This is a genomic window from Pelagerythrobacter rhizovicinus, from assembly GCF_004135625.1.
GTDB classification, from domain to species: Bacteria; Pseudomonadota; Alphaproteobacteria; order Sphingomonadales; family Sphingomonadaceae; genus Pelagerythrobacter; species Pelagerythrobacter rhizovicinus.
Window position 1 is genome coordinate 1,204,318 of the sequence record NZ_SDPV01000002.1, and the last position, 11,923, is coordinate 1,216,240.

The 11,923-nt window shown below is 69.6% G+C and carries 15 protein-coding genes; 1 reads left to right on the plus strand and 14 read right to left on the minus strand.

Translation table 11 applies throughout. The annotated features are described in order from the left end of the window. Positions 1-80: 80 nt before the first annotated feature. The 9 genes from ETX26_RS13635 to ETX26_RS13670 all read right to left on the minus strand — a co-directional run bounded on the left by ETX26_RS13635 (position 81) and on the right by ETX26_RS13670 (position 7,035). Positions 81-473: a DUF3168 domain-containing protein gene (locus ETX26_RS13635; protein WP_129525190.1), complete on the minus strand. Its 393-nt coding sequence runs from the start codon at positions 471-473 to the stop codon at positions 81-83. Positions 474-476: 3 nt separating this feature from the next. After that, positions 477-647, minus strand: coding sequence for a hypothetical protein (locus ETX26_RS14380; RefSeq protein ID WP_165271778.1), 171 nt, complete (start codon positions 645-647; stop codon positions 477-479). Continuing rightward, positions 644-1,189: a head-tail connector protein gene (locus ETX26_RS13640; RefSeq protein WP_129525191.1), complete on the minus strand. Its 546-nt coding sequence runs from the start codon at positions 1,187-1,189 to the stop codon at positions 644-646. Before ETX26_RS13640 ends, ETX26_RS14380 begins: the two co-directional genes overlap by 4 nt. A gap of 287 nt (positions 1,190-1,476) precedes the next feature. Next, positions 1,477-2,616, minus strand: a complete 1,140-nt coding sequence (locus ETX26_RS13645) for a phage major capsid protein (RefSeq protein ID WP_129525192.1) — start codon at positions 2,614-2,616, stop codon at positions 1,477-1,479. Between the two features lie 283 nt (positions 2,617-2,899). Next, entirely contained in the window at positions 2,900-3,307 is a 408-nt protein-coding gene (locus tag ETX26_RS13650) for an HK97 family phage prohead protease (RefSeq protein WP_129525193.1), read from the minus strand. Then, complete coding sequence (locus tag ETX26_RS13655; RefSeq protein WP_129525194.1) at positions 3,304-3,612, minus strand: DUF6127 family protein; 309 nt, start codon at positions 3,610-3,612, stop codon at positions 3,304-3,306. Before ETX26_RS13655 ends, ETX26_RS13650 begins: the two co-directional genes overlap by 4 nt. 178 nt (positions 3,613-3,790) lie before the next feature. Continuing rightward, a complete protein-coding gene (locus ETX26_RS13660) occupies positions 3,791-4,927 on the minus strand; it encodes a phage portal protein (RefSeq protein ID WP_129525195.1) in 1,137 nt (378 codons plus the stop codon). A 280-nt stretch (positions 4,928-5,207) separates the two neighbouring features. Further along, positions 5,208-6,548 (minus strand): DNA-packaging protein, encoded by a 1,341-nt coding sequence (locus tag ETX26_RS13665; RefSeq protein WP_129525196.1) that lies wholly within the window; start codon positions 6,546-6,548, stop codon positions 5,208-5,210. After that, entirely contained in the window at positions 6,538-7,035 is a 498-nt protein-coding gene (locus tag ETX26_RS13670; protein ID WP_129525197.1) for a hypothetical protein, read from the minus strand. The genes ETX26_RS13665 and ETX26_RS13670 overlap by 11 nt, the downstream gene beginning before the upstream one ends. Before the next feature lie 468 nt (positions 7,036-7,503). Between ETX26_RS13670 and ETX26_RS13675 the strand changes: the two genes are divergently transcribed. Beyond that, positions 7,504-8,139 (plus strand): YqaA family protein, encoded by a 636-nt coding sequence (locus ETX26_RS13675; RefSeq protein ID WP_129525198.1) that lies wholly within the window; start codon positions 7,504-7,506, stop codon positions 8,137-8,139. A 152-nt stretch (positions 8,140-8,291) separates the two neighbouring features. On the opposite strand, the gene ETX26_RS13680 is transcribed toward ETX26_RS13675, so the two are convergent. The 5 genes from ETX26_RS13680 to ETX26_RS13700 all read right to left on the minus strand — a co-directional run bounded on the left by ETX26_RS13680 (position 8,292) and on the right by ETX26_RS13700 (position 11,913). Beyond that, on the minus strand, positions 8,292-8,723 hold the full coding sequence (locus ETX26_RS13680) for an OsmC family protein (protein ID WP_129525199.1): 432 nt from the start codon (positions 8,721-8,723) through the stop codon (positions 8,292-8,294). A gap of 40 nt (positions 8,724-8,763) precedes the next feature. Continuing rightward, the gene (locus ETX26_RS13685; RefSeq protein WP_165271779.1) at positions 8,764-9,750 is read right to left on the minus strand and encodes a GSU2403 family nucleotidyltransferase fold protein; all 987 of its coding nucleotides are present in this window, start codon (positions 9,748-9,750) and stop codon (positions 8,764-8,766) included. Positions 9,751-9,818: 68 nt separating this feature from the next. Continuing rightward, complete coding sequence (gene spt, locus ETX26_RS13690; protein ID WP_129525201.1) at positions 9,819-11,069, minus strand: serine palmitoyltransferase; 1,251 nt, start codon at positions 11,067-11,069, stop codon at positions 9,819-9,821. After that, on the minus strand, positions 11,066-11,311 hold the full coding sequence (locus ETX26_RS13695; protein WP_129525202.1) for an acyl carrier protein: 246 nt from the start codon (positions 11,309-11,311) through the stop codon (positions 11,066-11,068). The genes spt and ETX26_RS13695 overlap by 4 nt, the downstream gene beginning before the upstream one ends. A gap of 230 nt (positions 11,312-11,541) precedes the next feature. Next, the gene (locus tag ETX26_RS13700) at positions 11,542-11,913 is read right to left on the minus strand and encodes a response regulator (protein WP_129525400.1); all 372 of its coding nucleotides are present in this window, start codon (positions 11,911-11,913) and stop codon (positions 11,542-11,544) included. Positions 11,914-11,923 lie beyond the last annotated feature (10 nt).

An 11,923-nucleotide genomic window follows, 5' to 3' on the forward strand; every position in this document is an offset into this window, starting at 1 on the left:
CCGGCAGCGCCCACCCCGCTGCGACTAAGCGTCGCTTCGCGCCGCCAAGTCTCGCGCCCCTCCCGCTCGCGGGAGGGGTGTTAGGTCGCCGCCAAGCACCTGAACCGGTATTCCAGCAGCACGCTGCGGCGGTTGTTGGCGCGGCGCTCGGCGCGGGCGCGCAGGAAGAGGATCGAGACGACCGTGAACCCCGGCTGCTCCCGCGGCAGGGCCTCGATCCGGCGTTCGATCGCGCGGACCAGCGCGCCGTCCGCCGCCGGATCGTCGCCGCGCGTGTGCAGTTCGAGCGCCACGCGAATCTCGCGGCCGGTGCGGTCCTTGGTGCTCCAGTCGGCGCTCGCGCTCGCGGCGATGCCGAGCCAGGGCGGACTGGCGCGCAGCGGCGCTTCCTCCTCCACCGCATTGAGCGTGTCGAGCGAGGCGGGGCCGCCGCGCAGCCAGGCGATCAGCGCGGCGCGCAAGGCATGTTCCATCGGTCAGTCCTCCGCGAAAGCGGGCCAGAGCAGCCGCGCGCTGCGCCAGCGGGCCGGGTCGCCCCGGCGGGCGCGGACGGCGTTCTCCGCGCGCGCCTGCGCGATCCGCGCCGCCTTGTGCGCGAGCCGCGCGGCGAGGGCGGCAAGCGGCGGGCGAGCTTCGGCCTCGATCATGTCAGCCGCATCCGGCGCCACGGACGCCAAAGCGCGGTCACGGCCGAGGGCAAGGCCGCCGCCGCGCCCTCGTCGCGCGCGCGGTAGAGCTCGGCCGCGAGACGGACGATCCCGTGCCGCAAGCCGCCCGGCAGCGCGTCCCACTCAGGCACAAGGCCCGCGGCGAAGCGCACCGCGATCCGCCCCTCCGCGCCCTGCCGCAGCAGGCGCACCCGCCCGGTCCCGTCGGCGTCGAGTTCGACTTCGTAGGCACCCGCCGCCAGCGCAAAGCGCGGACCTTCGGCCGGAATGCCCTCGATGCCGACGATCGCCTGCACCGGTCGCGTCGCGAGCGCCTGCCACTCGCGGCATGCGGGAAGCACTTCCTCGCAGGTCGCTTCCAGCGGCACGGCCCCGGTGAAAGCCTCGCACGCCTCGGCACTCGCGCCCAGCAGCGCGGTGAGCGAGGCATCCTCGGCCGCAGTGGTGATCGCCAGCCATCGCTTGCAATCCGCCAGCGCGGCGCCCGCCAGATCGGGCGGCGTCAATACGGTCCGCTTCATCGCGAACTCCCCCTTTTTTTGTTTGAGCCTCAGGCGCCGGCGGCCGCATCCGCGGCCTTGGCTATCCTCCGCGCAAAGCGCTCCGGGCGCGCAGTCGCGCTTTGGCTGCCGCGACCAGGTTTCCATTCCTCCCCATCGACTTGCGATGGGGAGGTGGCGCCCGCCGCAGGCGGGTGACGGAGGGGCCTGCGCCGGGCAGGGCGGCCCCTCCACCACGAGCCGCTTGCGCGTCTCGCGGTCCCCCTCCCCATTTGCGCTGCGCGAAAATGGGGAGGATCTTCTCCCGCCTATCCCTCGATCTTCAGCAGCTTGATCGCGTTCGAATCGAGCACCTGCCCGCCCACGCGCTTGGTTGCGTAGAAGTGGACGAAGGGCTTGTTGGTGAACGGATCGCGCAGGATCTGCGTGGCCGAGCGCTCGGCGATCAGATAGCCGGCGCGGAAGTTGCCGAATGCGATCGGGCATTCGCCCGCGGCGATGCCGGGCATGTCCTCCGCCTCGATCACCGGATAGCCGAGCAGCCGGTCGGGCTGGCCCTCGACGAGCCCCGGCTGCCACAGGAACGCGCCGTCGCTGGTCTTGAGCTTGCGCACTTCGGCCAGCGTGGACGAGTTCATCACGAAGCTCGCGCCCTGCCGGTACCCGGCCTTCAGCGTGTGGACGAGCACGATCAGCGCCAGATCGGGATCGCTGCCGAGGCCCGCCGCGTCGCCGCTGCCGATATACTGCAGCGTGCCGAACGCCCGCGCGGCATCGTCGGCGGCGGAGGAGGGCGCGGCGAGGAAGCCCGCCGGCTGGTTCGCGCCGGTGCCGTTGACGAACGCGGCGCCTTCCGCGCGGGCGAACTCCATCGCGATCTCGCTCGCCAGCCAGGCCTCGACGTCGAACGCCGCGTCGTCGAGCATCGCCTGGCTCGCCGCCGGATTGGCGTAGAGCTCGCCGCTCGGCGGCGCGATCTCGGTGAACTGCGGCGTCGCGGTCTCGGGCCGCCCGGCGGTCTCGCTGACCCAGCCCGAGGCGGTGCCCCCGGTGCTGACCAGCTTGCGGTAGCCGCTCGTGCCGGTCTGCACGACTTGCGCGAGGCTGCGGATCGGGCTGATCTCGGTCAACTCGCGGGCGATCGCCGCGTCGATCTCGCGCGGCACGGCATAGCCGCCGTCGGCCGGCACGCCGATCGAGAGCGACTTGACCTCGGCCGTCGAGCCGCGGCGCAAGTAGCCGTCCACGAAGCCTTTCACTTCGGGGTTGTCGCTCGCGCCGGAAATGGCGGGCCGCTGCGCTGCGCGGCCGATCCTGTCGACGCGGGCCTTCACCTCGTCGACATCGCTGCGCAGCGCGGCGACCTCGGCCTCGGTCTTCTCCTGCCGGGCGACGAGGTCGAAGCTCTCCTCGAGCGGATCGGCGGGGGTGGTGGGGGGCGTATCCATAAGGCAACCTTTCTTCAGAGTGGTGGTGGTGATGAGGCAGATCCTCCCCATCGACTTGCGATGGGGAGGTGGTGCCCGCCGCAGGCGGGTGACGGAGGGGGACTGGAGCACAAGGCCCCTCCACCACGAGCCGCTTGCGCGTCTCGCGGTCCCCCTCCCCATCGCGAGACGATGGGGAGGACTGGGTAGAGTTTGAAAACGATGTGCGAGCCCCAGCGCAGGCTGGGGCCTCCGACCGCTGGCGCTTCGCCGGATAGCCCGAGGTCCCAGCCTTCGCTGGGACTCAGGCCGCGATCAGATGCACCCGCGCCCGGTGCTGGAGGGGATGCGTGACGAGGCTCACCTCGAACAGCTCGACGTCCTCCAGCACGCGGCCTTCGGGTTCGTGGCGGAAGGCCCGCGCGCGGTAGCCGAAGCTGAGGCCGCTCACCGCGCGGCGGCGGAGCATGGCGGCGGCGCGGCCGTCCGGGTTGTCGAGCGCGGCGATCACGCGCAGGCCGCGCGGGTCCTCCGCGATCCGCTCGACCCAGCCGATCCGCTGCTCGGGCCGGTGCTGCCAGTAGAGCGGCAGCGGCCCGAGCGATGCGGCCCGGCGCTCGGCAAGCGTGCGGGCGAAGGCGCCGGGCCGGATCGTGTCGCGGCTGGCGTCGGCGCGGTCGAACAGCGCCGCGTAGCCGGCCAGGCGCGTCATCGCAGCACCTCGGTCACGCCGAGGCGCACGGCAATGCCGATCAGCACCAGCGCGAGCACCCCGCGCACCAGCCAGGCCAGCGCCGCACGCCACACGCTCGCCTTGGCGTCGCGCCAGGCCTGGAGCAGCTCGCGCAGCTCGTCGAGGTCGTCGCGCGCATCGGGATCGGCGAGCCCGGTGCGCTGGAGCGCGCGGTCGGCGCCGAGGTCGGTCGCCTCCTCGACGATCGCGCGCAGCGTCACCAGCTCGCAGCCACCCGCTTTCGCCTCGGCCATCAGCCGGGCGATCATGTCGGTCCTGTCCATGTGATTGGTGTCCTTGTCTCTATCTTCAGTCCTCCCCATCGTCTTGCGATGGGGAGGGGGACCGCGAGACGCGAAGCGGCTCGTGGTGGAGGGGCCTTGCGCACCAGTGCCCCTCCGTCACCCGCCTCCGGCGGGCGCCACCTCCCCATCGCAAGACGATGGGGGAGGACCTTTCTCGTTACTCCAGCCCCAGGAGCGCGCGCTTCTCGTCCGCCGAGAGGAACTCCGCCGCGGAAACCTGCGCCCACAGCTTCTCCCGGTCCTCGGCCAGCGCCGGCACCCGGTCGAGATCGACCGCCAGCGCCGCCTCGGGGAACCACGGCTCCAGCCCCTCGCGCAGGCCGGCGAGGATCTTGCCCGCCAGCGGCAGCAGCGTCAGCCGCCACAGCGCGCGGTTGGCCTCGCGGTAGTTGGCGTAGGTGTTGTCGCCCGGCAGCCCGAGCAGCATCGGTGGCACGCCGAAGGCGAGCGCGATGTCGCGCGCCGCGGCGGCCTTGAGGGTGGCGAAGTCCATGTCGGCCGGCGAAAGCGCCATGGCCTGCCACTTGAGCCCGCCTTCGAGCAGCATCGGCCGCCCGGCATTGGCCTGGCCCTGGAAGCCGGCGGCGAGCTCGTCCCGCAGCCGCTCGAACTGCTCACCGGTCAGCCCGCCGCCGTCGCCGCTTTCGAACACCAGCGCGCCCGAGGGCCGCGCGGCATTCTCCAGCAGCGAGCGGTTCCAGGCGCTCGCGGCATTGTGGATCGCCACCGCCTGCTCCGCCGCCGCCAGCGCGCCGGCGCCGTAGTGATCGTCGCCCGGATGGAAGCCGCGCAAGTGGACCAGGTTCGGCCAGCCTGCCTCGTCCTCGACCGGGATGGTCAGAGTCCGGTCGGCGAGGCGGTAGGCATAGGCCGCGGGCCAGCCGTCCTCCCCCGCCACGACTGACACCCGCTCGGGCCGCAGAGCGAACAGCTCGACCGGCTGGCCGGCGGCGTCCTTCATCACCTGGACATAGGCATTGCCGTGCAGCAGCAGATGCGCCGCCACGGTCTCGACCAGTGCCTGCCCCGCGCTCGTCGCCGCGACCAGCGCCTCGAGCGCGGGATCGGTCGGCTGGAGCGGTGCGCTGCCGACCCCCTCGGCCACGATCCGCACGCTGCGCTGCGCCACCGGATTGTCGCAATAGGCCCGCCGCACGCTGCGGCCGTATTCGTAGGGCGGCGCCCCGGCGCTCTCGAACGCCAGCGCCCACGGCGAAACGAACCCGCGCGCGAGCGGCGCGCGGGCGTGGCTCCCGCCCTTGAAGGCGGAAGCGATGGTGGTGAGGAAGGACATTGGATTGCTCCTGTGTGCGAGCCCCTGCGCAGGCAGGGGCCTCAGGCTGTCGGGCAGAGCGCCGGCGGCCTGAGGTCCCAGCCTCCGCTGGGACTCGGTGATGGACGAACATCGAAAATCCTCCCCATCGACTTGCGATGGGGAGGGGGACCGCGAGACGCGAAGCGGCTCGTGGTGGAGGGGCTCTGCGCTCCAGTTCCCCTCCGTCACCCGCCTGCGGCGGGCGCCACCTCCCCATCGCAAGTCGATGGGGAGGACTGAAAAACACACGTGCAAAGTTTCAAATCACCGAAATCCGCGGCCTTGCCCGCTGCCCCAGCATCAGCTCGGTCAGCGCCCAGACCAGTGCGTCGGTGCGGTCGGGCGACCGGCCCGGACCTTCGTAGCGGCCGCCGGCCATCAGGCCGCACATCTGGTCTTCGAGCTGCGCGAACAGGCCCGCGTGGTGGACCCGGCCGCTTTCGTAGAGCGCGGCGACCGGTTCGGCCCGGGCCACCTTGCTGCGGCTGGCGTGGACCAGCCGCAGCGGCAGCGAGAGATCCGCGGCGCGCAGCACGCTGGCGACCATCGCGCCGCCCTGGTTCGCCTCCGCGACGACGCGATCGGCCCGCCATGCGTGCGCCGCCTCGGCCACGGCGCGGGCCCAGCGTTCGGGGCTCGGCCGTTCGACCGAGCAATCCGCCAGCACCAGCGCCTCGCCGCAGGGCAGGAGCCCGGCGACCACGATCCCGCAGGCGTCGCCCTGCGCCCCGGCCGGAGGATCGACCCCGACAACCACGCGGGCCGGCTCCTCATGCGCACCCTCGTCGCGGCACCGTTCGAGCAGTGCCCGGCTCCACAGCGCGCCGTCGATTTCGGTCAGCAGCTCGCCGCCGAGTTCCTGGCGGGCGAAGCTGGTGCCGGCGAAGCGGCGGTCGATGTCCTCGACGAACCGCTCGGGCAGGTTCGGCCGGTTGGCGTGGGTCGTACCGCGCGTCACCGCGATCTCGCCCTTCGCCTCCTCCTCCAGCAGGCGCAGCATGAGCGGCACCGGGCGCGGCGTCGTGGTCGCGAGCACGCGCGGCAGGTCGCCGAGCCTCAGACCGAGCAGCAGATTGTCCCACGCCCGCGTCGCCCGCTCGCCGGCCATATCCCATTTGGCGATCTCGTCGCACCAGGCGTGGCTGTGCTGCGGGCCGCGCAGGCTCTCGGGCTCGGCCGCGGAGTAGAGCGTGGCCTGGGCCCCGTTGGCCCAGCTGAGCCGCCGCAGCGAAGGCTCGAACGCGGGGCAGCGGTGCGGCGGCGAGCAGGCGAGGACACCGCTCTCGCCCTCGACCATCACCGCGCGGGCTTCGGCGAGCGAGGCGCCGACCAGCGCGATCCGCGCCTCCGGATCGCGCTTCGCCACCTCGCGCACCCATTCGGCGCCCGCGCGGGTCTTGCCAAAGCCGCGCCCGGCGCAGATCAGCCAAGCCGACCAGTTGCGGGCCGGCGGCAACTGGTCGCGCCGGGCCCAGAGATTCCAGTGATGGCGCAGTTCCTTGCGCTCGTCGTCGGTGAGCCTGGCGAGTTCCTTCTGCCGTTCCTTCTCCGGAAGATCGAGCAGCTCCGCGAACTTGGGGTCGAGCGGTTCATCCTCCATCGCCCGGCTCCCCGGCCGAGGGGGTCGCCTCGGCCGCCGCGCGCATGGCGATCCGCCGCTGCCGCATCTTCTCCAGCTTGGCGTCGATCGAGGCGAGCAGCTCGTCCTCGTGGGCATAGTCGTTGCGGCCGCGTTCGCGCTGGACCGAGGTGCGGTGCGCGGCGAGCAGGCGGAAGGCGGTCGCATTGTCGAACTTGCGCCGGGCCTTGCCCGCGGGGGTCGTCGTCCCGGCCAGCTCGCCTTCGCGCAGGCGGCACAGCAGGTCGAGCTCGAGATTGTCGTAGCCTTCGCACAGCGCCTCGAACCATTGCCGCGCGAAAGCGGGCTCGGCGCGGCGGATCTTGTACACGGTGCTGACGTCGACCTGCGCCGCGCGGGCAGAGGCCGAAACGTTGGACGTGCGCGCAAGCTCGGCCAGGAATGTCTTGCGCCATGCCCTGCCGGCAGCCGTGCGGCCGCCAGCGGGCGAAGCGTTCGCCTTGGTCATGATCGGTTCCATTCGGGAAGGAGAGGGAGGGGGCGGGTGCGACCCGAGCCGTTTCGAATCACATTATCGCGATGTTCCTTTCCTCTAACCAAAGAGCGTCACGGTGTCAAGAGAAAAGTGCCAAAGAGGTTATTTGTTTAGAAGTCCCAACATTCCCCTCCTCCCCGATCCCCTGCGAAGGCAGGGGCCTCAGGCTATCGGGCGAAGCGCCAGCGGCCTGAGGTCCCAGTCTCCGCTGGGACTCGCAGTTCCCAATCCTCCCCATCGTCTTGCGATGGGGAGGGGAACCGCGAGACGCGTAGCGGCTCGTGGTGGAGGGGCCCTCGCGCGCCAGTGCCCCTCCGTCAGACGCCTTCGGCGCCTGCCACCTCCCCATCGCAAGTCGATGGGGAGGATCACGATGGGGGAGGTTTCATAGATGCACGCGACTCGCTTGCGCCCCCCGACCCGCTCGCATAGGGCGCGGCGATGCTGCGCAAACTCTACGACTGGACGATGGAGAAGGCGGCTCACCCGCACGCCGAGTGGTGGCTGGCGCTGATCAGCTTCGTCGAGGCGAGCTTCTTCCCGATCCCGCCGCATCCGCTGCTCGGCCTGATGTGCCTGGCCGAGCCGAAGAAGGCGATTCGCTTCGCGCTGGTCTGCACTTTCGCGTCGGTTCTGGGCGGCCTGTTCGGCTATGCCATCGGGTACTTCCTCTACGACACCGTCGGCGCGGCAATGCTTTCCGCGATCGGGCTGGCCGAGGAGTTCCCGGTCGCCGCCTGCCACTTGCGCGAGCGCGACTGGGAAGTGATCTTTCTCGCCGGCAGCACGCCCGTGCCATTCAAGCTGCTGACCATTACCGCCGGCTTCATCGAGATGGCGCTGGTGCCGTTCATCCTCGCCAGCATCGCCGGCCGCGCGCTGATCTTCCTGACGGTCGGCGTGCTGTTCCGCCTGTTCGGCGCCCCGATCAAGCGGGTGATCGACGAATACCTGATCACCGTCACCACCGTTTTCGCGGTGCTCGTGGTCGGCGGCTTCCTCGCGCTGTCCTACCTCTCGGACGGCGACGATGCGGCGCACGACACCTGCGCCGCCGCCGCGATCGAAGCGGTATAGGGACCATAGCCCTCTCCCCTTCAGGGGAGAGGGTTGGGAGAGGGGGAGTCGCGAGACGGTTCCCGTTGCGGTTCCTCCCCCTCTCAACTCCGGCTAGCTCGCTGCGCTCGCAAGCCTGCGTATCTCTCCCCTGAAGGGGAGAGAGGCCCCGCTTACTCCTCGAACGTCGTCTCCAGCGTGATCTCGGCCTTGAGCAGCTTGGAGATCGGGCAATTCGCCTTCGCCTCGGCGGCGAGCTTCTCGAATTCCTCGCGCCCGATGCCCTCGATCCGGCTGGTGAGTGTCAGGTCGGAGCGGGTGACGGTGAAGCCTTCGCCTTCCTTCTCCAGCGTCACCTTGGCCTCGGTGTCGAGTGTGCCCTGCTCGTGCCCGGCGCGCGCCAGCGCGAAGCTCAGCGCCATGGTGAAGCAGCTCGCGTGGGCGGCGGCGATCAGCTCCTCGGGATTGGTCCCCGGCGCCCCTTCGAAGCGGGTGGCGAAGCCATAGGGCTGATCGTTCAGCGCGCCGGAGCCGGTCGAGACGTGCCCCTTGCCATTCTTGCCGAGCCCTTCGTAACGCGCGCTGCCTTTGTTGACGGTCTTCATCGCTTCCGATCTCCTTCACAATCGAGACGGCCGGCGGGCGTCAGCGTTCCGCGCTTTCGCGCCAGTCCTGCCAGTACGACGCCAGCTCGCCCGGAACGGATCGTGCGAACGCGGCGTCGAGCGGATAGTGCGGCATCGCCTGTGCGACCGCATCGAGCACCGCGTTGCCTTGCGCCCGATCCTTGCGCCGCTTGAGCGGGTTGCGCTCGGCCTGATCGGCGAGCCACAGCTTGTGCAGGGCGAACCAGCGGGGGTCGGGCACCACCAGTCGGGCGGCGCTCCAGTCACGGCATGGAACGACCTGATTGACCGGGCGCCCGAGCAGCAGCCATTCCTGAGAAGGCAGTGAGATCGGGCGGGGTCGCTCGCGCGGGGCGAGCGTTTCGGCGCGCGATGGCGCGACCAGCAGATCGACTTCGTAGGTCGCGGCGTTCCGCGCCTGGCAATGTCGCTCGCTATTGACCGTGAACGTCGGATCGACCGCCTTGAGCGCCGCCCATAGTCCCGCCTCCTCGGCTTGCTCTTCGGCGACCCACGCAAGATCGAAGTCTTCGGTCTCGTCGGGCGCATCTGCAATCGCGCCACCGGCCTCGATAGCGTAGGCCGGGAGGCAATTCGTCCCGATGACGAGCAAGGTCCCGTCGAGCAGCCGACGCCGGTCGAGCTCGCGCAGCAGTTCGCCCGCGGCGCTCGACAGCATCGGAAGGTGCAGGGGGCGTGCCATGCGCCCGGTCTCTTCGACCAGCCTGCTGGCTTTCGTCAGGCGGTGCTGCAGGTCCGACTTGGTGGCGCGATAATCGGCGAGCCGTCGTTCCAGTTCGGGCGACATCCGGCCGAGGCTCTTGCCGTTGTTCGACCTGTCGATTGCCTCGTAGAGATATTCGTACTTGCCGACTCGTTTGCGCACGAGATTGTAAGGCAGCCGGGAGAGACTGCGCTGCGCCTCGATCATCGCCTCGTAGCGCGGCCGCAGGTTGATCAACGCTCGCGCCTGCTCGTCGCTGAAGGGGCTTACGCGGTCTTCCATGAGCAACAATTTATCCTGCATTCCTGAAAAACGCAAGAATGCAGGATAAATTGCTTTATATCAGATAGTTAGATAATCCCAACCGCGTTCCCAGCCCGCTCGAACATGCCGAGGATCGTTTCGACTTCCTCTTCTGAATGTTCGGCGCAGAGCGAGCAGCGGAGCAGGGTCATGTTGGCCGGGGTCGCGGGCGGGCGGGCGAGGTTGACGTAGAGGCCCTCCTTGAGCAGCGCCTCCCACATCGCGGCGCCTTTCTCGAGGTCGGGCATGATCACCGCGACGATCGCGCTCTGCGGTTCCTCGGTCCCGAGCTGGAAGCCGAGATCCTTGAGGCCGCCGTGCAGCCGCTTGGAATTCTCCCACAGGTGCGCGCGCTTGTTCGATCCCCGCATCAGCTTGCGGATGCTGGTCGCCGCGGTCGCGACCACGCTCGGCGGGAGCGAGGCGGTGAAGACGTAGGGCCGGCAGACCAGCCGCATGATCTCGAACTTCGGGTGGTTGGAGACGCAGAAGCCGCCGACCGTGCCGACGCTTTTCGAGAAGGTGCCGATGATGAAGTCGACGTCGTCGATCACGCCCGCCTGCTCGCACACGCCGCGGCCGTGCTCGCCGATGAAGCCCATCGAGTGCGCCTCGTCGACCAGGACCATCGCGCCGTACTTCTTGGCGACCGCGACCATCTCCTTGAGCGGCGCGATGTCGCCGAGCATCGAATAGACGCCTTCCAGCACGACCAGCTTGCCGGCGCCTTCGGGAATGCGGCGCAGGCGCTTCTCCATCGCCTCGAGGTCGTTGTGCTTGAACGGCACGACTTCCGCCTTGCCCATCGCGCACCCGTCCCAGATGCTCGCATGGCTGTCGATGTCGAGGACGATGTAGTCGCCCTTGCCGGCGATCGTAGAGATGATTCCGAGGTTGGCCTGATAGCCGGTCGAGAACACCATGGCGTGATCCATGGCGTAAAATTCACGCAGGGCGTCCTCGCATTCCTTGTGGCCCTGATACGTCCCGTTGAGCACGCGGCTGCCGGTCGTGCCGCTGCCGAAATCGTCGAGCGCCTGCTTGCCCGCCTCGACCACGTCGGGGTCGAAGGTCATGCCCATGTAATTGTACGTTCCGAGCAGGATCGTGTCGCGCCCGTTGCAGATCGCGCGGGTGGGGGAGAGGACTTTCTCCATCACCAGATTGAAGGGGTCTTCCTGCCCGGTCGCGAGCAGGCCCTCGCGCATGGCGATCAGATCGTCGAACTTGCTGAACAGGTCGCGCGAGTCGCCCTCGAGCGTCTCGGGCTTGTCCGGCTGGGAAATACCCTCGCTCACCGGTCGGCCTGCAGCTTGTGCACCGCATCGACGAGCTGCCCGTAGGTCTCGATCTCGGCCTGCTGGTTCATGGAGATGATCACGTCGAAGTCGTCCTCGATCGCGGCGACAAAATCCATCACCGTCAGGCTGTCGAATTCGAGGTCGCCGGCGAAGGTCGTCGCATCGGTGATGGCCACGCGCTTCTTGTTGAACGGCTCGATCAGGCGGCGGATGGTCTGGTCGGTTTCGGCGCGATCCATAGGGGGTGGTTTCCAATCTCATGTGCGGCGGGCGCTACGCCTGCCATGTCAATGCGGCGGAAAAGCGGTTCGCGCCCCGGTTTGTCAAGCGCGGCGGGCGTGAAGCCTGCGCCGGTCCTCCCCATCGCAAGACGATGGGAAGGACAAAATGCGCGAGCCCCTGCGAAGGCAGGGGCCTCAGGCCGCTGGCGCTTCGCCCGTTAGCCTGAGGTCCCCGCCTTCGCGGGGACTCACGCGGCGGGCACCAGCCGCCGGACCGCCGCCATGAACGGCCCGATCGAGACCGGCTTCGCCAGATAGTCGGCCGCGCCGGCATCGCGAATCCGGTCCTCGTCCCCCTTGCCGGCATAGGCGGTCACGGCCAGCACCGGCACGTCGGCCAGCCCCCGCTCGCGCTTGAGCGCGGCGATCAGGTCGACGCCGGAGACGTTGGGGAGCTGAATGTCCATCAGCACCAGATCGGGCGCGAAGGCCCGCGCGGCGTCGAGCACAAACTCGCCGTCGGCGACCGGCTCGACTTCGAAACCGTTCGCCCGCAGGACGTCGCAGAACAGCTTCCGGTTGAGGTCGTTGTCCTCGACAACCAGCACTCTCTTTGCCACAGGCTCGCTC